Raw genomic sequence first — 21175 nt, 5'->3', positions numbered from 1 at the left:
GGCACGTGGACCCCAAGCTCGCCGAGGAACTGCGCCTGCTGCTCGACGCGGCCGCCGAGCGGGCGCAGCCGTGGCTGCACCGGGTGGCCGCCGCCGAGGGCGACCACGACACCAGGGCGTGCGGCTGGTGCCCGTTGTGCAACGCGGTGGCGCTGGCCCGCGGCGACCGGTCGGAGCTGGCCGCGAAGGCCGCCGAGCACGTCGCCGGGTTGATCGCGGTGCTGCGGGCGGCGCTGGCCGAGCCCGCGCCGGGTCCGTCCGCCGGCGCGGGAACCGCGGGTGCGGGAACTGCGGGTGCGGGAACGTCCGATCCGGGCACGTCCGGGGTGGACGGCGAGCCCGGCAGACCCGCGAAGCCCAGGGTGCAGCACATACCCGTGGTGCGGCGGTCGCAGTGCTGACTGTCGGCGTCGACGTCGGCGGGACGAGCGTCCGGGCGGGGGTGGTCGACGGCGACGGCGCGGTGCTCGACACGGCCCGCGCGGCGACGCCCAGCGGCGAGGAGGCGCTGGAGGAGGCCATCGGCACGGCCGTGGCCGAGCTGGCGGCCCGGCACCGCGTCGCGGCCGTCGGCCTGGCCGTGGCCGGGTTCGTGGCCTCCGACCGGCGGACCGTGCGGTTCGCGCCGCACCTGGCGTGGCGGCAGGCCCCGGTGGCCGAGCGGATCTCCCGACGCGTCGGCATGCCCGTGGTGCTGGAGCACGACGCGAACGCGGCCGCGCTGGGCGAGCACCGGTTCGGCGCGGCGCGGGGCGCGCGGATCGCCGCGCTGGTCGCCATCGGCACCGGGATCGGCGGCGCGCTGCTGATCGACGGCCGGGTGTTCCGCGGCGCGCACGGCGTGGCCCCGGAGCTGGGCCACCTGCGGCTCGTGCCGGACGGCCGGCCGTGCCCGTGCGGCAAGAGCGGGTGCTGGGAGCGGTACTGCAGCGGCACGGCGCTGAGCACCACGGCGGTCGAGCTGCTGGCCCGCTACCCCGGCCAGTCGACCGTGCTGGCGCGGGAGGCGCTGGGCGACTCGCGGGCGGTGACGGGGCGTCGGGTGGCGGGCGCGGCGCGTGACGGCGACCCGCTGGCGCAACGCGCGATGGCGGACCTGGCGCGGTGGCTGGGGGAGGGGTTGGCGCTGGTCGCCGACGTGTACGACCCCGAGGTCGTGGTGATCGGCGGTGGCGTGTCGGAGTCCGCGCCGTTGTTCCTGGACGACGCCCGGGAGCGCTACGCGGCCGTGGTGACCGGCGCCGGGCACCGGCCGTTGGCCCGCATCCGGACCGCCCAGCTCGGCGACGACGCGGGGATCGTGGGCGTGGCGACCCTGGCCCGGGACGTGGCCGAGCGCACAGCGCGCAACGGCCGTCACCGTTGACCTTCCGCAACGCGTAGCATCGCGGGATGCGCACCTCCGGCGCCGTGGAGCCCCGATGAGGACCGGCGCGGCAACCGGGCACGTCGGCTACTTCCACGAAACCGCCTTCTACGCCAGTGACGACGACTTCAGGTCGATCGTGCTGCCGTTCGTGGACGACGGCGTGGCGGCGGGCGAGCCGGTGGTCGTGGCGTGCCGGCCGGACAACGAGCGCCTGGTCCGCGAGGCGGTGGCCGACCCGTCGGGCGTCGTGTTCCTGGCCGGCGCCGACCAGTACGACCGGCCCACCGAGGCCATCGTGGCGTACCGGAAGCTGTTCGCGGAGTACGCGGGCGTGGCGCAGATCCGGGTGGTGGGCGACGTGCCGCACCCCGGCGTCGGCGCGTCGTGGGACTGGTGGTCGCGGTACGAGGCGGCGGTGAACGACGTGTTCGACGAGTTCCCGCTGTGGGGGCTGTGCCCGTACGACCTGCGGACCACGCCGGCCCGGGTGCTGGCGGACGTGGCGCGCACGCACCCGCACGTGGCCGGAACGGACGGGTCGCACCTGGCGAACCCGCGTTTCCGCACGTCGTGGGCGTTGCCGACGGCCGGGCCGACGGCGTTCGAGGCCGGGCTGCCCGCGGTCGAGCTGACCGACCCCACGCCCGCCGAGGCGCGGCGGGCGGTGACGGCGGCGTGCGGCGCGGCGCGGCTGAGCCACGACGAGGTGGACGACATCGTGTACGCGGCGAGCGAGGCCGTGACCAACGCGCAGTGCCACGGGCGGCCGCCCGTGCGGCTGCGGGCGTGGGCGGGGCCGTCGCACGTGCTGGTGGCCGTGACGGACCGGGGTGAGGGGCCGTCGTCGCCGTTGGCGGGCCTGGTGCCGACCGACCGCACCACCACGGCCGGCGTGGGCCTCTGGCTGACCCACCGGACGTGCCGCGACGTGATCATGACCCGCGACCCCGAGGGCTACACGATCCGCCTGCTGATCGGCTCCTAACCCCGCGTGTCCTACGTTCCGAACGCGCGTGTCCTACCTCCAGAACGCGTGAGTCCTACGTTCGGAACGCGTGAGTCCTACGTTCAGGCACCCCGAGTTCAACGCTCAGGACACGCAGCCGCCCGGCCGTGGACGTCGCGAGTGTTGAACTCGGGTGTTCTGAACGTAGGACTCACGCGACGCGAACGTAGGACTCACGCGACCTGAACGTAGGACACGCGTGACGCGAACGTAGGACACGCGCGTTCTGGAGGTAGGACACGCGCGGGGGTTAGAGGACGGCGCCGTCGTCCCAGCCCGAGTCCGGTGGTGGGGTGTTGCGCATGCGCAGGATCAGCCACGCCGCGCCGGCGCACATCACGACCAGGGCCAACGGCGTGCCCACCGCGCCGGTCAGGCCGAACAGGCCCGGGAACAGCAGCACCACCACGCCCAGCAGGATCAGCACCAGCGCCGCGATCGTGCCCGGCCGCAACGCGGGCAGCGGCGGCGGGTCCGGCGGCACGTAGTGGTCGTCCGGGTCGTCGGGGTACGAGTCCGGGTCGTCGTCGGCCGTGGCGACGGCGGGTTGGCCCTCGGGGCGCACGGGACGCGCGGGCTCCGCCTCGTCGGCGTCGTCCGGCTCGACCGCGTCGGGCCAGCTCTGCCTGCCCACGCCTTCGCGTTCCAGACCCGCCACGATCTCGGCGAAGGCCGCGTCCACGCCCTCCGGGCCGTCGGTCGAGTCGCGTCGGGAGTTCATCGGCGTGCTCCAGCCCTCCGGGTCGTGAAGGCCAATCCTCTGCCAGTGCCATCGTCGCACGACGCCGCTGTGTTGCGGGTTACGGCAGCCGGTGGACCTTGGGACCGTACCGCTTCCGCGCGGGTCTTCGTTGTGTCTTGCGCCATCGGATCCGTAGGCTGACGGCGGGGATCAAGCACGTCGAGGAGGCGCTCCCAGCGGTGCTCTACTGGTTGATGAAACACATCTTTCTCGGGCCGCTCCTGAAGCTGTTCTTCCGACCGCGGATCATCGAGGGCGCGGAGAACATCCCCAAGGAGGGCGGGGCCATCCTGGCGAGCAACCATCTCGCGGTCTCCGACTCGTTCTTCCTCCCGCTGAAGCTGTCGCGGCGGGTCACCTTCCCGGCCAAGATCGAGTACTTCACGGGCAAGGGCCTGAAGGGCAGGCTCCAGCGCTGGTTCTTCTCCGGCGTCGGCCAGGTGCCGATCGACCGGTCCAGCGCGTCGGCGGCCCAGGGCGCGCTCGACACCGGCGTGCGGATCGTGCGCGAGGGCAAGCTGCTCGGCATCTACCCCGAGGGCACCCGGTCGCCCGACGGCCGCCTCTACAAGGGCAAGGTCGGCGTCGCGTGGATCGCGCTGGAGTCCGGCGCGCCGGTCATCCCGGTCGCGATGTTCGGCACGGACAAGGCCAACCCCATCGGCTCGAAGATGTGGCGGCCCTACCCGATCCGGATCAAGATCGGCAAGCCGCTGGACTTCTCCCGGTATGCGGGCCTGTCCGGCGACCGGTTCGTGCTGCGGTCCATCACCGACGAGATCATGTACGCCCTGATGGAGCTGTCCGGCCAGGAGTACGTCGACGTCTACGCGGCCAAGGCCAAGGAGGCGCAGGGCGACGGCGGGCAGCCGCCCGAGGCGGACCGGCTGCCCGAGGCGAAGGCGAGCTGACCGAGACCCCCTAGGCTGACGGGGTGCGGTTCTTCTACGACTGTGAGTTCATCGAGGACGGGGTCACCATCGACCTCGTCTCCATCGGGGTGGTCGACGAGGAAGGCCGCGAGTTCTACGCCGTCTCCACCGAGTTCGACCCGGCCAAGGCCGGTCCGTGGGTGCGCGCGAACGTGCTGAACCAGCTGCCGCCGCCCGCCGACCGGGCCTGGCGCAGCCGGGAGCGGATCCGCGCCGACCTGCTGGACTTCCTCGGCGGCCCCAAGGCCAACCGGGACGACATCGAGCTGTGGGCGTGGTTCGCGGCCTACGACCACGTGGCGCTGGCGCAGCTGTGGGGCCCGATGCCCGCGCTGCCGCGCTGCCTGCCCCGGTTCACCCGCGACCTGCGCCAGCGCTGGGAGGACGTGGGCAAACCCCGCCTGCCGCAGGCCCCCGCGGACGCGCACGACGCGCTGGCCGACGCGCGGCACAACCTCGCGCGGTGGAAGGTGATCGAGACCGAACGGCTGCGGCGGGGTTTCGCGGTCCGGTAGGTGGACCCTCGCTTGCTGCACCGATCCAGGGCGTGTCAGTCTTGGGTGACCCTCGCCACGAGAAGAGATTGGCTAAGCAAATGCGCATTGGTGTGCTCACCGGCGGTGGCGACTGCCCCGGCCTCAACGCGGTCATCCGCGGTGTGGTCCGCAAGGGCATCGAGACCCACGGCTGGGAGATCGTGGGCTTCCGCAACGGGTGGCAGGGGCCGGTCGAGAACCTGACCAAGCCGATCGGCCTCGACGACGTGGAGGACATCCTCACCAGGGGTGGCACCATCCTCGGCTCGTCGCGCACCAACCCGTACAAGATCGACGGCGGTGTCGACCGCATCCGCGAGACGCTCGCGGCGAACAAGGTCGACGCGCTGATCGCGATCGGCGGCGAGGACACCCTCGGCGTCGCCAAGCGGCTCACCGACGACGGCATCGGCGTCGTGGGCGTGCCGAAGACCATCGACAACGACCTGGGCGCGACCGACTACACCTTCGGCTTCGACACCGCCGTGCACATCGCCACCGAGGCGATCGACCGGCTGCGCACGACCGCCGAGTCGCACCACCGCGCGCTGGTGGTCGAGGTCATGGGCCGCCACGCGGGCTGGATCGCGCTGCACTCCGGCCTGGCCGGCGGCGCGAACGTGATCCTCGTCCCCGAGCGGAAGTTCAGCGTCGACAAGGTCGTGGAGTGGGTGGAGCGGCGCTTCGAGCGCCAGTTCGCCCCGATCATCGTCGTGGCCGAGGGCGCGATGCCCGAGGGCGGCGCGGAGGTGCTGCACTCCGGCGAGAAGGACGCGTTCGGCCACGTCCGGCTGGGCGGCATCGGCACCTGGCTGGCCGAGGAGATCGCCGAGCGGACCGGCAAGGAGTCCCGCGCGGTCGTGCTGGGCCACGTGCAGCGCGGCGGCATCCCGACCGCCTACGACCGCGTGCTCGCCACCCGGTTCGGCCTGCACGCCGTGGACGCGGTCGCCGAGGGCGACTTCGGCGTCATGGTCGCGCTGCGCGGCACCGACATCGTCCGGGTCAAGCTGTCCGAGGCGACCGCGGAGCTGAAGACCGTCCCGCTGGAGCGCTACGAGGAGGCCGAGGTCTTCTTCGGCTGATCCCGCCGCGCGCCGGATCGACGAGCGCCCCCGGACCGGTTCGGTCCGGGGGCGCTTCGCGTCGGAGGCGGGGCGGTGGGAAGTGGCCGGTCGTCGGTGGAGCGGGGCGGGGCCGGGCGAGGCGGCCGGGCGAACCGGGGCGGGGAGGCGGCCGGTGGCAGCGGGGCGAGGCCGGGCGAGGCGGCCGGTGGAGCGGACCGGGGCCGGGGGAGGCGGCCGGTGGAGCCGGGCACGCGGGTGGTCAGCGGTCGGTGAACGCGCCCAGGTGCAGGTAGGCGGCGAAGGTGCCCAGCCAGTGCTCGGCGTAGTAGCCGTGCCCGAACACGTGCCCCAGACCGGCCTCCCGGTGCACGTCGGCGGCGGTGCGGGCCAGGTCGGCGTAGCGGTGCCCGGCGGGCAGCGCGTCGGCGACGGCGCGCCACTGCCAGGCCCGCGACAGCGCGAGGCCCACCAGGTGCGAGCCGTGGGGGTCGGTGGGGTCGTCCACGGGCACCGGCTCGCGCAGCACCTTCCAGCGCGCGTCCTCCAGGTTCGGCAGGAACGCCTCGAACCAGGCGGTGAACGCCCCGGCCGGCAGCACCCGCCGCACCAGGTCGGCCTCGGTCAGCGCGGGCGAGAGGAAGTCCGCCGCGTCCGGCTCGAACCCGCCGTAGCCGGCGTCCTCCCGGTGCCACCGCAACGCGGCCTCCGCGCACGCCCCGGCCAGCTCCTCGTCGCCCACGGCCCGCGCCGCGTCGAGCACCAGCCCGGTCGCGAACGCCGTGTTGCCGTGCGTGCCGGTCCGGACCGGCAGCCGCGCGCCCGCCACCTTGGCGAGATACCGGTCACGCAGCACCGCGCTCAACGGCCGCAGCGCCGCCGCCCACGGCGCGTCCCAGGTGCGGAGTTCCGCATCGAGCACCAGCAGCCACGCCCACCCGTACGGGCGCTCCCAGAAGCCCCCGTTGGGCCCGTCGAAGAACGCCGCCTCGACCCGGGCGTGCTCCTCGGTGATCAGCGAGTCCAGCGCCCGGCGGGCGTCGTCCGCGCCCCCGATCCCGGGCCGCAGGCGCAGCAGGCGGACCGCCAACCAGGTCTGATGCACGCACGAGTGCCAGTCGAACGACCCGGCGAAGATCGGGTGCAGCACCCGCTGCGGCACCAGGTCGGCGTCGCCGGTCACCACGTGCGACCAGTGCGCCGGGTAGTCCCGCCGGAGGTTGTCCACCGCGGTCCGCAGGAGCCTGGCCGCCGTGTCATCGTCCAATCGGGTGTCCGGCATGGTCCACATCATGCACACGTGGACCCGCGTCCGTCTCTCCATGTGGGCAGCTATCTTTAACGTGTGAACTGGACCGTGGACGTGCCCGTGGACACGCTTCCCGAGCTTCCGCCCCTGCCACCCGAGCTGCGCGACCGCCTGGACGACGCGTTGAGCCGCCCGGCCGCGCAGCAGCCGGAGTGGCCCGACGCCGAGCAGGTGCGCAAGGTGCGGACCGTGCTCGAGAGCGTGCCGCCGATCACCGTGCCGGCCGAGATCGACCGGCTGCGCGACAACCTGGCCGAGGTCGCCCGCGGCGAGGCGTTCCTGCTGCAGGGCGGCGACTGCGCGGAGACGTTCGCGGACAACACCGAGCCGCACATCCGCGCGAACGTCCGGACCCTGCTGCAGATGGCCGTCGTGCTCACCTACGGCGCGAGCCTGCCGGTGGTGAAGATCGGCCGCATCGCGGGCCAGTACGCCAAGCCGCGCTCGTCGGGCATCGACGCGCTCGGCCTGCCGTCCTACCGCGGCGACATCGTGAACTCGCTGGTCGCGACGCCCGAGGCCCGTGTGCCGGACCCGTCCCGGATGATCCGCGCCTACGCCAACGCGGGCGCGGCGATGAACCTGCTGCGGGCCATGACCACGGCCGGCATGGCCGACCTGCACCGGCTGCACGACTGGAACAAGGACTTCGTCCGCCAGTCCCCCGCCGGCGAGCGGTACGAGGCCCTGGCCGGCGAGATCGACCGCGGCCTGCGGTTCATGTCGGCGTGCGGCGTGAACGACGCGTCGCTGCACACGACCGAGATCTTCGCCTCGCACGAGGCGCTGCTGCTCGACTACGAGCGGGCCCTGCTGCGCCTGGACACGAGCGGCGACCAGCCCAGGCTGTACGACCTGTCGTCGCACTTCCTGTGGATCGGCGAGCGCACCCGGCAGCTCGACGGCGCGCACATCGCGTTCGCCGAGCTGCTGTCCAACCCGATCGGGTTGAAGATCGGCCCGTCGACCACGCCGGAGATGGCCGTCGAGTACGTCGAGCGGCTCGACCCGCACAACCAGCCCGGCCGGTTGACGCTGATCAGCCGCATGGGCAACGGCAAGGTGCGCGACGTGCTGCCCCCGATCGTGGAGAAGGTCACCGCCTCCGGCCACCAGGTCATCTGGCAGTGCGACCCGATGCACGGCAACACGCACGAGTCGTCCACCGGCTACAAGACCCGGCACTTCGACCGGATCGTGGACGAGGTGCAGGGCTTCTTCGAGGTGCACCGGCGGCTGGGCACCCACCCCGGCGGCATCCACATCGAGCTGACCGGCGAGGACGTCACCGAGTGCCTGGGCGGCGCGCAGGAGATCTCCGACCTCGACCTGGCGGGCCGCTACGAGACCGCCTGCGACCCGCGGCTGAACACGCAGCAGTCGCTGGAGCTGGCGTTCCTGGTCGCGGAGATGCTGCGCAGCTGACCCGGACCCGATCGACGACGTGGCCCCCGACTCGCCGAGTCGGGGGCCACTGCGGTTCCGGGGTCGCGTGGCCCGGGGCCTTGCCGCCCCGGGCCGCCCGGCCTACACCCCGATGATGGTGATCTTGGTGTCCTTCGGCACGCGCTCGCCGGCCCGCACCGACTGGTTCACCACGCGGGCCCGGTCGCGGTTGTTGAACTGGACGTCGACCTTCAGGCCGGCCTCCTCCAGGATCTTCTTCGCCTCCTTGACCGTCTTGCCCTCGACGTGCGGCACGGTCACCCCCTCGGGGGCCACGAAGACGGTCACCCGGCGGTTCGTCGGCGGCAGGTTCGTGCCCGCCGGCGGGTCGGTGCGGACGACCTTGCCGCCCTCGACCTTGTCCGACGGCTCCGGCGTGCCCTCGACCGGCTCGAACCCGGCCGCGCTCAGCTCGGCGAACGCCTCGTCCTTCGACTTGCCGATCACGCTCGGCACCGGCTTGGGCTCGGGGCCCTTGCTCAGCACGATCGTCACTGCGGAACCGATCGGCACGGGCGTGCCGGGCGCGGGCTTGAGCGTCACCACCTTGCCCTTGGGCACGCGGTCGCTGAACGCGTCCTCGGCGGGGTTGAGCTGCGGCTTCAGCCCGACCGAGGTGATCTCCCGCTCGGCCGCGGCGACCTCGACCCCGGCGTTGACCTGCGGCACGACCGGCTTGCCCGCGGACACCACGAGCCGCACCAGGTCACCGCGGGTCGCCTCGGTGCCGGCGGGCGGGTCGGTGCTGATCACCTGGCCGCTGGGCACGGTGTCGCTGTTCTCGGTGCGCAGCGTCTTCTTCAGCGACGCCTCGTCCAGCAGCGCGGTGGCCGTGGCCTCGTCCTTGCCGACCAGGTCCGGCACGGTGGTAACCCGGCCGACCACCAGCCACCAGCTCGTGACGCCGATGATGACCGCGACCACCGCGACGACGCTGATCCACGTGATGAACTGCCGCTTGCTGCGCGCCCGCATCTCCTCGTAGAGCTGTTCGGGCGTCTTCTTCTTCGGCGGCCTCTTGGGGCGCGGACGGCCCGGCGGGGGCGGCTGCGGCCCGACCGGCTGGGGCTCCGGCGGGGCGATCAGCGCCGCCCTGGGGATCGCCCGGGTGCCCTGCGGGCCGGTGGGCGGCGGCACGAGCGGGTTGGGGCGGTGCACCGGCACGGTGGGCTCGGCGAACGGCACGCCCGCGCCCACCCGCACCGGCTCGACCCGCACCGTCCGCTCGGCCGGCCCGACCGGCGCGGGCACGTGCTCCGTGGCCTCCTCGGCGGGCGCGGCGGGCGCGGCGACGGCCTGCGGCGCGGCGGCGGGCACCGGCACGTCCACCAGCGCCAGGCCCAGCTTCGCCCGCGCGGTCTCCACCTCGGACAGGAACGACTCGGCGTCCGCGGGCCGCAGGAACGGCTCCTTGCGGGTCGCCCGCCGCACCAGCTCCGCCACCTCGGCGGGCACGTCCGGCACCGGCGGCACCTCGTCGTTCACGTGCCGGTAGGCCACCGAGATGGCGTTGTCGCCCACGTACGGCGGCGCGCCAGTCAGCATCTCGTACAGCAGCACGCCCGCCGAGTACACGTCGCTGCGCGCGTCCGTGGTCCCCGTGGTGACCTGCTCGGGGGAGAGGTAGGCGACCGTGCCCAGGATCATGGTGTCGCTGGTCACACCGGCCGTGGACACGGCGCGGACCAGGCCGAAGTCGGCGACCTTCACCGTGCCGTTCGGGCCGATGAGCACGTTCTCCGGCTTCACGTCCCGGTGCACGAGGTCGGCCCGGTGCGCCGCGGCGAGCGGCGAGAGGACCTTCTCCAGCACGGTGAGCGCCAACGCCACGTCGAGCTTGCCGCGCGCGGTGAGCAGGTCCCGCAGCGTGCCGCCGTCGACCAGCTCCATGACCAGGTAGACCCGGTCCTCGTCCACGCCCTGGTCGTGCACCTGCACCACGCCCGGGTGGTGCAGCTTCGCCGCCGCCCGCGCCTCGCGCTCGAACCGCGCCACGAACTGCGGGTCGGCGGAGAACCTGGGGTCCATGACCTTGATGGCCACGGTGCGCTCCAGGCGGGTGTCCACACCTCGGTACACGGTGGACATGCCGCCCCGCGCCACCAGGGCGCCGACCCGGTAGCGTTGTTCGAGCAGCCCGCCGATCACGTTCGTCGCCGACCTTTCCACAGCCGTGGATCGTACGGTGGGTGGTGCCGACCGATGCTGTGCGCTGGAGCATCCCACGCGCGCGTGTGGGATCCGTGTCAAAGTCGAGCGGAACGGTGGGTGTCCGCAAGCCGACCCGCGGGTGTACCGCCACCACCCGGTTGGCGCAGGGCATCGCGCACGTCGTTGTGGCATCGTGACGCACGTGAGTGCGATTCCTGCCGCTGCGGATGTGCTGGCTCCCGACCTGGAGGTCCTGCCCCTCCCCGAGGTCGCCGAGCGTCTTGGCCTGCCGATCAACCGAGTCCACCAGTTGCTGCGCGACGGTCAGCTGCTCGCCGAGCGCCGTGACGGTGTCCTCGTCGTCCCCGCCCAGTTCCTCGCCGCCGGAGGCGTGGTGAAGGGGCTGCCCGGCACCATCACGGTGCTGCGCGACTCCGGCTTCTCGACCGAAGAGATCCTGCGGTGGTTGTTCACCGAGGACGAGACCCTGCCCGGCACGCCCATCGAGGCGTTGCGCGGCGACCGCGGCCGTGAGGTGAAGCGGCGGGCACAGGCCCTGGGCTTCTGACGGAAGCGCACCACCCCGACGACCGACCACGTCCGGGCGGCTCCTCCGAGCGGGGGAGTCGTCCGGACGTCGTGTTCCCGGGCGCTCAGCGACCGGTGAGCCGGGCGATCAACGCGCGGGCGAAACCGGGCCCGGCGACGGCCAGCCGCCGCGAGGTGGGCACGACCACCCGCCGGTCCAGCACCCGGTAGTCGGCCGCGGCGATCTCGTCCAGGATCCCCCGGTAGAGGACGAGCGCGGTCCGGACGCACGGCCGCGACACGGGCCGCAGCATCGGCACGCCCACCTCGGCCTCCCGGTACTCGGCCAGCGCGTGCGCCAGCAGGTGCCGCAGCGCCCGCCGCACCCGCTGGTCGGACCGCCCCGTCCGCCGGCACCACACCAGCAGCTCGCGGTCGACGCCGTGGGCCGCCAGCACGTCCAGCGGCAGGTAGAGCCGGCCCCGGTCCAGGTCCTCGCCGACGTCGCGCAGGAAGTTCGTCAGCTGGAACGCCCGGCCCAGCGCGGCAGCCGCCGGCTCGGCCCGCTCCCGCGGCCCCACCGTCCCGAAGACGGGCAGCATCTGCAGCCCGATGACCTCGGCGGACCCGTGCATGTACCGCTCCAGCGCCGGGAAGTCCGGGTACGACGTGACCGTCAGGTCCATCCGCATGGACGCCAGGAAGTCGGTGAACAACGCCTGGTCGAGGCGGTGGCGCCGCGCGGTGTCCGCCAGGGCCGCGAGCACGGGGTGGCCCGTCCGGCGTCCCGCCAGCTCGTCGCGGAGCCGCGCTTCCAGCGCGTCCAGCTCGCCCGCGGGGTCGGGCGACGTGCCGCTGTCCACGATGTCGTCGGCCAACCGGGCGAAGCCGTACAGGGCGTGCACGGAGGGCCGCTGCGCGGGCGTGAGCAGGCGCGTGGCGAGGAAGAACGTGCGACCGTGCCGGGCGTTCAGCTCGCGGCAGCGGGCGTACGCCGCGGCCAGGTCCGTCACGCGTACCTGCTGGACAGCCGCAACGGGTCCGGCCTGGTCAGGGACACGCACGCGAGCGCGGACACCGCCGCGACGAACACCAGATAGGCCCACGAGTACAGCGCCGTGTCGCCGTTGGGGAACGTCACCAGCAGCAGCCAGGTGGAGAAGAACACCGCCGCCTTCAACCCGGTCGTGGTCCACGGCAGCGCCGCCGCCATCACCAGCGGCCAGCTGAAGTACCAGGGCAGCGTGGCCGGGGAGAGCAGCGCCACGGCCAGCATGGTGATCGCGGCCCGGCGCATCGCCTCGGGGCCGCCGTCCTGCGCGGCCCGCCACTGCCGCCACGCGATGAAGACCAGCAGCACCGAGCCGAGGCCGCGGGCGACGGTCATGAACCAGCCCGGCTCGACCCGGACGAACGCGCTGACCACGGTGTGCGCGAAGTCGCCGACCGCGCTGGGCAGCGACAGCCAGTTCACGATCGTGGAGGACGAGCTGAGCGCCGGGATCCAGCCCAGGTCCAGGCCCGACACGAAGGTGGTCGCGGCGAACACCGCGAGGAACGTGACCACGCCGCCCGCGATGGCCTTGCCGAGCTGCGTCGTGCGGGACCCGTCCAGCCTGCGGGCCCACACCAGCACCAGGAACGGCAGCGCGACCACGGCCGTGGCCTTCACCGCGAACGCCAGCGTGACCACGGCGATGCCGAGCACGTGCCTGCGGTCGAGCACCAGGAGCACCCCGGCCGCGAGCAGGCCCACCATCAGCAGGTCGTTGTGCGCGCCGCCGATGAGGTGCACGAGCATCAGCGGGTTCGCCACGGCCACCCACAGCGCGGTCGCGGGCCGCCCGCCGAGGTGGCGGGTCAGGCCGGGCAGCGCCCAGCACAGCAGCACCAGGCCGACCGCCAGCACCATCCGCATGATCACCACGCCGCCGATGACGCTGCCGCCCGTGGCCCACACCACGCCCTCGGCCAGCATCAGGAACAGCGGCCCGTACGGCGCGGGGGTGTTCTGCCAGACCCAGCTCACGTTGTCCGACAGCGGGCTCTGGAGCACCGCGGGGCCGACCGAGTAGGGGTCCAGGCCGTTGAGCGCGATCTGGCCCTGCGCGAGGTAGCTGTAGATGTCCTTGCTGAACAGCGGCGGCGCGAACAGCAGCGGCAGCGTCCAGGCCACGATCGCGGTGAGCACGGCGGCGCTGCCGACGTGGCCGTTGCGCACCATCCGGCCGAGCCGGGTCCACGACCAGATCACCATGCCGAGGCCGAGGTAGAGCACGGCGGTGGCGAGGTCGTGGCCGTGGCCGTACCGGATGAAGCTCAGCGTGGTGTCGGCCAGCAGCGGGTCGTGCTTGAGTATCGCGCCCGCGCCGGTGCCGCCGAGGGCGAGCAGCATGACGCCGCCGACGCCGAGCAGGATCGTGCGGATCGGGATGCCGCCGGGGTCCGGCCGGTCCACCGGGCCGCCGTCCCGAACCCGGGTAGCCGACGACCGCACCGGCTCGACAGGTGCGGCGCTCGATCGTGGGAAGGACGGGGTCGCGGCCATCGCGGCAACATCGTCGCACAAGGTCCGGACGCGCCGGCACGTGATAGCGCTGTCTGGTGACAGGCTCGTAACACCAGGAGGGATCTTCGCACGCGCGTGTCACTCGGGGGAGTGACCACATGGAGTATTCGACGGCGGCGGCCCGGTCGGTCCCACCTGCGCCGCACGCCGCCGGAGCCGCCGGAGCCGTCGCACGCCGCCGGAGCCGCCGGAGCCGCCGGAACCGTCGCACGTCGCCGGAGCCGCCGGACGCCGACGCCGGGCAGCCGCGCCCTGGGCGGCGCGCCGCCGCGCCGCCGGGTCGTCGTGGTGCGCCGCCGGGTTGCCGTGGTGCGCCGCCGGGTTGCCGTGGTGCGCCGCTGGCCGGGCTCGTGGCGGCGTGACGCCGGCCGGCCCGTCTCGTGGTGGCGCGCTGCCGCGGCCGGGCTCGCGGGTGGCGCGGTGCCGGATGCAGCCGGGCGGTGAGGGAGTGGTGGCGTGGTCAGCGCCCGGTGCGCGCCCACCGGGTCGTGACCGGGCGTCGCGACCTCGTCGCGGTGGTCCCCGTGATCCGCTGGGCGGCCAACCGGCCCGAGATCAGCACCGGCGGCACGCCCACGCCCGGCGTGGTGCCGCAGCCCGCCAGCACCGCGTTGTCGAGCACGAGGTTGCGCGGCCGGAACGGGCCGGTCTGGGCGAACGTGTGCGCGGCCGAGAACGGGGTGCCCGCGGCCAGGCCGCGCTCGGCCCAGTCCCGGGGCGTGACCAGCTGCTCGACCTCGATCGCCGAGCCGAACCCGGTCAGGCCCCGCGCCTCCAGCACGCCCACCAGCTCGTCGCGGTAGGCCGGGCCGACGCGGTCCCAGTCGATCGGGCCGGTGCGCAGGTTCGGCGCGGGCGCCAGCACGAACATGCCCTGGCCGGGCGGCGCGGTGACCAGCAGCGACGGGTCGCTCATCAGCGTGCCGCGGCGGGTCAGCTCGTCGAACGTCCGGTCCCAGGCCCGGCCGAAGAACAGGGTGTGGTGCGCCAGCTCCGGCCACGTCCGGTCCACGCCCGCGTGCAGCACGACCGCCGACGGCGACCAGGTGATCGGCAGCGGCCGGCGCGGGCGGTGCCCCAGCAGGCGGTACGCCATCGGCAGGTCCGGGGTGAGCACGACCGCGTCGCACGGGATGCGCTCGCCGTGCGCGGTGCGCACCGCCGTGACCCGGCCGCCGATGCGCTCCAGCCACGCCACCGGCGTCTGGAACCGCAGGTCGGCCCCCGCGTCCCGGGCGGCGGCGGCCATCGCGTCCGGCAGCGCCCGCATCCCGCCTTCGGGGTGGTGCACGCCCGCGATCGTGTCCATGTACGCGATCACGGCGTAGGCGGCGAGGGCCTTGCGCGGCGGCACGCCCGCGTACAGCGACTGGAACGAGAACACCCGGCGCAGGCGTTCGTCGCGCAGGAATCGCGCCACCGCGGGCCCGAGCCGGCCGAACCCGCGCAGCGCGGCCAGCTTCGCCAGCTCCGGCGTGAGCAGGGACAGCGGCGAGTCGAAGTTCGCGCCGATGAACCGCTCGCGCTCCACCCGGTACAGCTCGGTCAGCCAGCGGCGCAGCGCCCGGTAGCCCGCGGCCTCGCGCGGGCCGGCGAACCGGCGCACCTCGGCCTCCATCGCCTCGGCGTCGGAGTGCACGTCCAGCGTGCTGCCGTCGGCGAAGCGGGCCCGGTAGGCGGGGTGCAACTGCCGCAGCTCCAGCCGGTCGCGCAGCGAGTCGCCGACCGCGGCCAGCGCCTCGTGCACCAGCTCCGGCATGGTCAGCACGGTCGGCCCGGTGTCGAAGCGGTAGCCGCCCAGGTCGAGCCGGCCCGCCCGACCGCCGGGCACGGCGTCGCGCTCGACCACGGTGACCCGGCGACCCGCGCCGAGCAGGTGCAACGCGGCGGACAACCCCGCCAACCCCGCGCCGACCACGACGACGTGGTCCGTGCGGCCGGTGACCGTGCGCATCGTCAGTAGGTCCGTTTCGTGGCGCTGACCGCCAGCTCGGCCAGTCGTTCACCGGCGGGTTCGGCGACCGGGGCGCGTTCCAGCGCGAGCAGCGCGGAGGCGGTCAGCTCGGCGATCCGCTCCTCGACCGCGTCCACCGCGCCGACCTCGCGCAGCCGCGCGCGCACCTCGTCCACCATGGCGACGTCCAGGTCGGGTTTGCCCAGCGCCTCGTGCAGCACGTCCGCGCCGAACCGCATGCCGAGCGCGACCAGCAGCGTGCGCTTGCCCTCGCGCAGGTCGTCGCCCGCGGGCTTGCCGGTCACCGCCGGGTCGCCGAACACGCCGAGCAGGTCGTCGCGCAGCTGGAACGCCACGCCGATGTCGGTGCCGAACGAGCGCAGGCCGTCCACCAGCTCGGGTGACGCGCCGCCGATCGCCGCGCCCATGTGCAGCGGCCGTTCGACGGTGTAGGCGGCGGTCTTGAGCCGGTCGATGCGCAGCGCGGCGTCCGGCGAGCTGTCGCCGCGCGCCTGGGTCAGCACGTCGAGGTACTGGCCGGCGAGCATCTCGGTGCGCATGTCGCGCCACGGCAGGCTCAGCCGCTGCAACGCGTCGGTGGGCAGGCCGGCGGCGAACAGCATGTCGTCCGCCCAGGCCAGCGCCACGTCGCCGATCAGCACCGAGGCGGCCAGGCCGAACCGCTCCGCCTCGCCGAGCCAGCCCTCGCGGCGGTGCCTGCGGGCGAACCGGACGTGCACGGTCGGCATGCCGCGCCGGGTCTCCGAGGCGTCCATCAGGTCGTCGTGCACCAGCGCGCACGCCTGGATCAGCTCCAGCGAGCTGACCGCGGTGAGCACCGCGCCGGCCAGCTCGCCCTCGGGGTCGCCGCCCGCGGCGCGCCAGCCCCACCACGCGAACGTGGGCCGGATCCGCTTGCCGCCGCCGAGGACGAAGTCGGCCAGGGCGTCCACGGCGCTGGTGAAGTTCTCCTCCATGCGCTCACCCAGCGCCCGGCGGTCGGCGAGATAACCTGCCAACGCTTCGTCGACGTGCTTGGGCAGTTCGAGGTCCAACGGGTGGGGCGGCACCCGTCTATGGTCACCTCTGTCCCTTCGGGATGCCCAACCGGGGGGCTGGTCCCATCCAGTGAAAGGCGTCTCCCACGGTCCGGACGTGCCTCTAGGCTGGGAGGCATGACGTCGGTGGTCGAGCGCCTGCGCACGGGGTCCCCCGTGTTCTCCGTCGAGTTCTTCCCGCCGCGCGACGAGGCGGACGAGACCGTGCTCTGGCGGGCGATCCGGGAGCTGGAGCCCCTCGACCCGGCGTTCGTGTCCATCACCTACGGCGCGGGCGGGTCGACGCGCGACCGGACCATCCGGACCACCGGCCGGGTCGCGCAGGAGACCACGCTGCTGCCGATGGCGCACCTCACCCTGGTCAACCACTCGGTGGCCGAGCTGCGCAACGTGATCGGCTGGTACGCGGCCGTCGGTGTGCGCAACATCCTGGCCGTGCGGGGCGACCCGCCCGGCGACCCGAACGGCGAGTGGGTGGCGCACCCGCAGGGCCTGACCTACGCCGAGGAACTCGTCCGGCTGTGCCGCGAGCTGGGCGACTTCTGCGTCGGCGTGGCCGCGTCGCCGTACGGGCACCCGCGGTCGACGGACCTGGACGAGGACACCCGGTACCTGGTCCGCAAGCTGCGGGCGGGGGCGGACTTCGCGATCGCCCAGCTGTTCTTCGAGCCGGAGGACTTCCTGCGGCTGCGCGACCGGGTGGCCGCGCAGGGCTGCGAGACCGTGCTGATCCCCGGCCTGATGCCGCTGACCACGCCCCGGACGCTGGCCAAGACGGTGGAGCTGTCGGGCGCGTCGGTGCCGCCCTCGGTGGCGCGCCGCCTCGACCCGTACGCCGACGACCCGGCGGGCTTCCGCGCGGCGGGCATCGACCTGGTGACCGAGGTGGGGGAGCGGCTGCTCGCCGAGGGCGTGCCGTGCCTGCACTTCTACACGTTCAACCGGTCGAAGGCGACGCGCGAGATCGTCGGCCGGCTGAACCTGGTGCCCGCCCGCGCCTGACCCGCCCGCACCGGGTGCGCCTGATCACCCGGACGTGGCGGGCCGCCGGGTCGGCCTGGTCGCCGCGTACGCCGGCCCATCGGGCGCGCCGTGTGCGCCGGACCGCCGGGCGCGGTGGCCGGCGCGTCAGCGGCGGAGCGCCGCCGGCAGGTCGTGGTCGACGCGATGGCCGCCATCCTCCGCGACCCCCGGGTCAGGACACCCGGCTGCGGCGGTGGGCGACGATCGCCAGCACCACCACGATCAGCGCCGCCCCGCCGGTCAGCCCGGCCACCAGCATCGTCCAGCCGAAGTACGACACCGAGTTCGCGCCCGCGTACCGGACCGTCGCGGTCAACATCGACGCCTGGCCGGGCTTCGGGGACCACGCGATGGTCGCGTCGTCCTCCTCTCGCCCGTTCGTGTCCACGATTTCACCCGGAAAGCTGATCTTCACCTGGATGTCCGCCCGCTCCGGCGGCACCTGGGTCAGGTCCACCGACCCCGACAACGTCACCAGGTCGCCGGACCTGCGGAACGCGAGCTGGTACCGGCTGGACGACGCGCTCGTCGCCGTCGACAGCGCCCGCACCTCGTCGAACGTCAACCCGGTGAACGACAGCTGCGTGCCGACGTAGTCGTCCACCTTGTACGGCTTCGTGCTGACCCGACTGGCCAGGTCCTCGGGCACCTTGAGCTGCGGACCGGGGTCGTTGTCCTTGGTCGGCGGCGTGGCGGCGACGATCTCGCCGGACACGCGGTCGTCGGTGGACAGCGCCATCGCGGCGTGCAGCCGGACGCACCCCGTCAGCGACAGCAGCGCGACGAGGAGGACCGGCAGGAGGAGCGCGGAGGCCCTGGACACCCGGTCATAGTGCCGGCCGCGGTCAAAAGTTGACCATCGGGACACGATCGTGAGCCTCGCTAAATACCTGTTGGGGGGACAAGGGCCGGAGGTAACGTGCGGCGCATGGCAACCTCCTCCGCCGGCGTGCACGGCATCAGCAACCAGTTCGTGGCCGACTACGCGGCGGCGGACCCGCTGACCGCGACGTTCATCGGCAAGCCCGGCCACGACGACGAGCTGACCGACTACTCGCCGGAGGGCCACGCCGCCCGCAAGCAGCTGGCCGTGGCCGCGCTCGCCGCCGTCACCGCGGCCGAGCCCGCGGACAAGTCGGAGGCCGACGCCAAGGCCGTGTTCCTGGAGCGGGTCGGGCTGGAGGTCGAGCTGCACGAGGCCGGCCAGATGGAGGGCGCGCTCAACGTCATCGCGAGCCCCGTGCAGTCGCTGCGCGAGGTCTTCGACCAGATGCCCACCGAGACCGCCGACGACTGGGCCGTGATCGCCAAGCGGCTCACCGCCGTGCCGGACGCGGTGGCGAACCTGCGCGCGGGCCTCGCCTACGCCGCCGACAAGGGGTGCGTGGCGGCGTTGCGGCAGGTCAGCCGGGTCGCCGAGCAGTGCGACACGTGGTCGGGCCGGGCCGGCGGGAAGTCGTTCTTCGCCGGGCTGATCGCGGACGCGCCGGTGGACGGCGCGCTGCGCACCGAGCTGGAGGCGGGCGCGAAGGCCGCCTCCGAGGCGTACGGCGACCTGGCCGTGTTCCTGCGCGACGACCTCGCGCCCAAGGCGCCGGAGAAGGACGCGGTCGGCGAGGACGTCTACCGGCTGTGGTCGCGGTTCTTCACCGGCTCCCGGCTCGACCTGGCCGAGGCCTACGAGTGGGGCTGGGCCGAGTTCACCCGCATCGAGACCGAGATGAAGCAGGTCGCGAACCGGATCAAACCGGGCGCGACCCTCGCCGAGGCCGCCGCCGCGCTGGACGCCGACCCGCGCTACCTGGTGCACGGCAAGGACGGCCTGCGGTCGTGGATGCAGGACCTGTCCGACAAGGCCCTGCTGGACGTCCGGGGCGTGCACTTCGACCTGCCGGACGAGCTGATGAAGCTGGAGTGCCGCATCGCGCCGCCCGGCGGCGGCGTCGGCGCGTACTACAACGGCCCCACCCCGGACTTCTCCCGGCCCGGCCGCATGTGGTGGTCCGTGCCGGACGACAAGGAGGAGTTCCCCACCTGGCGCGAGGTGTCGACCGTCTACCACGAGGGCGTGCCCGGCCACCACCTCCAGGTCGCCACGGCCGTCTACCAGGCGGAGAAGCTCAACGAGTTCCAGCGGCTGCTGTGCTGGGTGTCCGGCCACGGCGAGGGCTGGGCGCTGTACGCGGAGCGGCTGATGCGCGAGCTGGGCTACCTGGAGGACGACGGCGACCTGCTCGGCATGCTGGACGCGCACCTCTTCCGCGCCGCCCGCGTGATCATCGACATCGGCATGCACCTGGAGCTGGAGATCCCCAAGGGCACCGGCTTCCACGAGGGCGAGCGGTGGACGCCGGAGCTGGGCCTGGAGTTCATGCTCACCCGGACGATCACCGACCCGGCCCACGTGCGCGACGAGATCGACCGCTACCTGGGCTGGCCGGGGCAGGCCCCGTCGTACAAGCTGGGGGAGCGGCTGTGGCTGGCGGCCCGCGAGGACGCCCGGGCGCGGCACGGTGACGCGTTCGACCTCAAGGCGTTCCACCGGGACGCGCTGGAGATGGGCGCGATGGGGCTGGACACGCTGCGTGAGAGGCTTTCGGAGATCTGATTCGATCCGGTGACCTCGGCTCACCCGGCCTCACGCCGAGGTCACCGGATTGGGTGTTGGATCGCGGTGCGGACGACCGGCAGGGGGGACCTGATGACCAGACGTGCGACGCGTGCCGTGCTCGGCGCGGCACTGGCCGCTTCGCTGCTGCTCGGCGGGTCGCCGGCGCTCGCGCAGGCGGAACCGCTGGGCGACCAGGCCCAGTGGCGCATCCGGCAGGAGATCGTCGACCAGGCGCTGCGCCAGGTCGGTCAGCGCGAGGGCAACGGCAACTACTACCCGCCGCAGTACCAGGTCGAGGGCCAGGGCGTGCTGCGCCCGGCCGAGTGGTGCGGCGTGTTCGTCAACTGGGCGTGGACGACCGCCGGCGTGCCGGACCGGCCGTCGATGCGCCCGGCCCCCGGCGCGCCCGTGCTCGACCAGGGGCACTGGGCGACGTACTGGCAGAAGTGGGGCAAGGCCAACGGCCGGTGGAAGGACATCGCGGAGCGCGACGTCGCGCCGGGCGACGCGGTGGTCTACGGCAACTACCCGGACATGCACGCGCACGTCGGGCTGGTCGTCGAGGTGCGGTACGACCGGACCGGGCGCAAGGCCACCCACGTGCGGACGGTCGAGGGGAACTTCGACGACCGGGTCGTGTACTCCAAGCTGCGCAAGATCGAGGGGCTGAACGCGGGCAAGTACCTGCAGGCGACGGGCTTCGTCTCGCCGTTCTGACCGGTTGCGCCCCGGTTCGAGGGCTGGGCGCGGTGAAGACCGGAAGCGTTCAAAAGCTTCTCAAAGCGTCCTCGCCGGACGGGCAGATCAGCAGGATGGACAACCCCGCCTGGATCTTTCGTTGGGTTGTGGGTCCGGTGTCCGTGTCATCCCGCCGACC

Annotated in this window: 19 protein-coding genes; 11 read left to right on the top strand and 8 right to left on the bottom strand. The window is 73.5% G+C overall.

What is annotated here, in order from left to right:
* Positions 1-5: 5 nt before the first annotated feature.
* The 3 genes from ACWEFJ_RS26970 to ACWEFJ_RS26960 are packed head-to-tail and all read left to right on the top strand — an operon-like array spanning position 6 to position 2354.
* Positions 6-401: a hypothetical protein gene (locus tag ACWEFJ_RS26970; protein WP_449715426.1), complete on the top strand. Its 396-nt coding sequence runs from the start codon at positions 6-8 to the stop codon at positions 399-401.
* Entirely contained in the window at positions 395-1366 is a 972-nt protein-coding gene (locus ACWEFJ_RS26965; protein ID WP_378089341.1) for an ROK family glucokinase, read from the top strand. Before ACWEFJ_RS26970 ends, ACWEFJ_RS26965 begins: the two co-directional genes overlap by 7 nt.
* A 55-nt stretch (positions 1367-1421) precedes the next feature.
* Positions 1422-2354 (top strand): anti-sigma factor RsbA family regulatory protein, encoded by a 933-nt coding sequence (locus tag ACWEFJ_RS26960; RefSeq protein ID WP_449715425.1) that lies wholly within the window; start codon positions 1422-1424, stop codon positions 2352-2354.
* A 271-nt stretch (positions 2355-2625) separates the two neighbouring features.
* On the opposite strand, the gene ACWEFJ_RS26955 is transcribed toward ACWEFJ_RS26960, so the two are convergent.
* Positions 2626-3096, bottom strand: a complete 471-nt coding sequence (locus ACWEFJ_RS26955; protein ID WP_378089337.1) for a hypothetical protein — start codon at positions 3094-3096, stop codon at positions 2626-2628.
* Positions 3097-3296: 200 nt separating this feature from the next.
* Between ACWEFJ_RS26955 and ACWEFJ_RS26950 the strand changes: the two genes are divergently transcribed.
* The 3 genes from ACWEFJ_RS26950 to ACWEFJ_RS26940 all read left to right on the top strand — a co-directional run bounded on the left by ACWEFJ_RS26950 (position 3297) and on the right by ACWEFJ_RS26940 (position 5670).
* Positions 3297-4028 carry a lysophospholipid acyltransferase family protein gene (locus tag ACWEFJ_RS26950; protein ID WP_378089335.1) on the top strand — a complete coding sequence of 244 codons (732 nt, stop codon included), beginning with the start codon at positions 3297-3299 and terminating at the stop codon, positions 4026-4028.
* A 23-nt stretch (positions 4029-4051) separates the two neighbouring features.
* Positions 4052-4564 carry a polyadenylate-specific 3'-exoribonuclease AS gene (locus ACWEFJ_RS26945; RefSeq protein WP_378089333.1) on the top strand — a complete coding sequence of 171 codons (513 nt, stop codon included), beginning with the start codon at positions 4052-4054 and terminating at the stop codon, positions 4562-4564.
* A gap of 80 nt (positions 4565-4644) precedes the next feature.
* On the top strand, positions 4645-5670 hold the full coding sequence (locus tag ACWEFJ_RS26940) for a 6-phosphofructokinase (protein ID WP_378089331.1): 1026 nt from the start codon (positions 4645-4647) through the stop codon (positions 5668-5670).
* A gap of 241 nt (positions 5671-5911) precedes the next feature.
* Here the strand turns inward: ACWEFJ_RS26940 and ACWEFJ_RS26935 are convergent, their stop codons facing one another.
* Positions 5912-6931, bottom strand: coding sequence for a DUF2891 domain-containing protein (locus ACWEFJ_RS26935; RefSeq protein WP_449715424.1), 1020 nt, complete (start codon positions 6929-6931; stop codon positions 5912-5914).
* A 63-nt stretch (positions 6932-6994) separates the two neighbouring features.
* Here ACWEFJ_RS26935 and ACWEFJ_RS26930 point away from each other — a divergent pair, with 63 nt between their 5' ends.
* Positions 6995-8383 carry a class II 3-deoxy-7-phosphoheptulonate synthase gene (locus ACWEFJ_RS26930; protein WP_378089327.1) on the top strand — a complete coding sequence of 463 codons (1389 nt, stop codon included), beginning with the start codon at positions 6995-6997 and terminating at the stop codon, positions 8381-8383.
* A gap of 102 nt (positions 8384-8485) precedes the next feature.
* On the opposite strand, the gene ACWEFJ_RS26925 is transcribed toward ACWEFJ_RS26930, so the two are convergent.
* On the bottom strand, positions 8486-10573 hold the full coding sequence (locus ACWEFJ_RS26925; protein WP_449715423.1) for a PASTA domain-containing protein: 2088 nt from the start codon (positions 10571-10573) through the stop codon (positions 8486-8488).
* A gap of 184 nt (positions 10574-10757) precedes the next feature.
* On the opposite strand from ACWEFJ_RS26925, the gene ACWEFJ_RS26920 reads away from it, so the two are divergent.
* Complete coding sequence (locus tag ACWEFJ_RS26920; RefSeq protein WP_233820415.1) at positions 10758-11123, top strand: Rv2175c family DNA-binding protein; 366 nt, start codon at positions 10758-10760, stop codon at positions 11121-11123.
* An 85-nt stretch (positions 11124-11208) separates the two neighbouring features.
* Here ACWEFJ_RS26920 and ACWEFJ_RS26915 read toward each other — a convergent pair whose 3' ends face one another.
* The 4 genes from ACWEFJ_RS26915 to ACWEFJ_RS26900 all read right to left on the bottom strand — a co-directional run bounded on the left by ACWEFJ_RS26915 (position 11209) and on the right by ACWEFJ_RS26900 (position 16676).
* On the bottom strand, positions 11209-12096 hold the full coding sequence (locus ACWEFJ_RS26915; protein WP_449715422.1) for a phytoene/squalene synthase family protein: 888 nt from the start codon (positions 12094-12096) through the stop codon (positions 11209-11211).
* Positions 12093-13541, bottom strand: coding sequence for a polyprenol phosphomannose-dependent alpha 1,6 mannosyltransferase MptB (gene mptB, locus ACWEFJ_RS26910; protein WP_449715421.1), 1449 nt, complete (start codon positions 13539-13541; stop codon positions 12093-12095). Before mptB ends, ACWEFJ_RS26915 begins: the two co-directional genes overlap by 4 nt.
* A gap of 571 nt (positions 13542-14112) precedes the next feature.
* Positions 14113-15606: a phytoene desaturase family protein gene (crtI, locus tag ACWEFJ_RS26905; RefSeq protein WP_449715420.1), complete on the bottom strand. Its 1494-nt coding sequence runs from the start codon at positions 15604-15606 to the stop codon at positions 14113-14115.
* Positions 15607-15608: 2 nt separating this feature from the next.
* Positions 15609-16676 (bottom strand): polyprenyl synthetase family protein, encoded by a 1068-nt coding sequence (locus ACWEFJ_RS26900; protein ID WP_449715419.1) that lies wholly within the window; start codon positions 16674-16676, stop codon positions 15609-15611.
* A gap of 105 nt (positions 16677-16781) precedes the next feature.
* Here ACWEFJ_RS26900 and ACWEFJ_RS26895 point away from each other — a divergent pair, with 105 nt between their 5' ends.
* Entirely contained in the window at positions 16782-17666 is an 885-nt protein-coding gene (locus tag ACWEFJ_RS26895; RefSeq protein WP_378089315.1) for a methylenetetrahydrofolate reductase, read from the top strand.
* 193 nt (positions 17667-17859) lie between these two features.
* On the opposite strand, the gene ACWEFJ_RS26890 is transcribed toward ACWEFJ_RS26895, so the two are convergent.
* Complete coding sequence (locus ACWEFJ_RS26890) at positions 17860-18510, bottom strand: DUF3153 domain-containing protein (protein WP_378089313.1); 651 nt, start codon at positions 18508-18510, stop codon at positions 17860-17862.
* Between the two features lie 105 nt (positions 18511-18615).
* On the opposite strand from ACWEFJ_RS26890, the gene ACWEFJ_RS26885 reads away from it, so the two are divergent.
* Positions 18616-20295, top strand: coding sequence for a DUF885 domain-containing protein (locus ACWEFJ_RS26885; protein WP_449715418.1), 1680 nt, complete (start codon positions 18616-18618; stop codon positions 20293-20295).
* A gap of 93 nt (positions 20296-20388) precedes the next feature.
* Positions 20389-21015, top strand: a complete 627-nt coding sequence (locus ACWEFJ_RS26880) for a CHAP domain-containing protein (RefSeq protein ID WP_378089309.1) — start codon at positions 20389-20391, stop codon at positions 21013-21015.
* The last annotated feature ends 160 nt before the right edge of the window (positions 21016-21175 follow it).

Source organism: Actinosynnema sp. NPDC004786 (assembly GCF_053601135.1).
Note: the sequence above shows the minus strand (reverse complement) of the source record. Positions and strands in the feature narration are given on the sequence as shown.

Excerpts from the sequence above, each read along its gene's own strand:
- ACWEFJ_RS26955 (WP_378089337.1), bottom strand. The coding sequence starts at position 3,096 with ATGAACTCCCGACGCGACTCGACCGACGGCCCGGAGGGCGTGGACGCG.
- ACWEFJ_RS26935 (WP_449715424.1), bottom strand. The coding sequence starts at position 6,931 with ATGCCGGACACCCGATTGGACGATGACACGGCGGCCAGGCTCCTGCGG.
- ACWEFJ_RS26895 (WP_378089315.1), top strand. The coding sequence starts at position 16,782 with ATGACGTCGGTGGTCGAGCGCCTGCGCACGGGGTCCCCCGTGTTCTCC.
- ACWEFJ_RS26880 (WP_378089309.1), top strand. The coding sequence starts at position 20,389 with ATGACCAGACGTGCGACGCGTGCCGTGCTCGGCGCGGCACTGGCCGCT.
- ACWEFJ_RS26940 (WP_378089331.1), top strand. The coding sequence starts at position 4,645 with ATGCGCATTGGTGTGCTCACCGGCGGTGGCGACTGCCCCGGCCTCAAC.
- ACWEFJ_RS26885 (WP_449715418.1), top strand. The coding sequence starts at position 18,616 with ATGGCAACCTCCTCCGCCGGCGTGCACGGCATCAGCAACCAGTTCGTG.
- crtI (WP_449715420.1), bottom strand. The coding sequence starts at position 15,606 with ATGCGCACGGTCACCGGCCGCACGGACCACGTCGTCGTGGTCGGCGCG.
- ACWEFJ_RS26960 (WP_449715425.1), top strand. The coding sequence starts at position 1,422 with ATGAGGACCGGCGCGGCAACCGGGCACGTCGGCTACTTCCACGAAACC.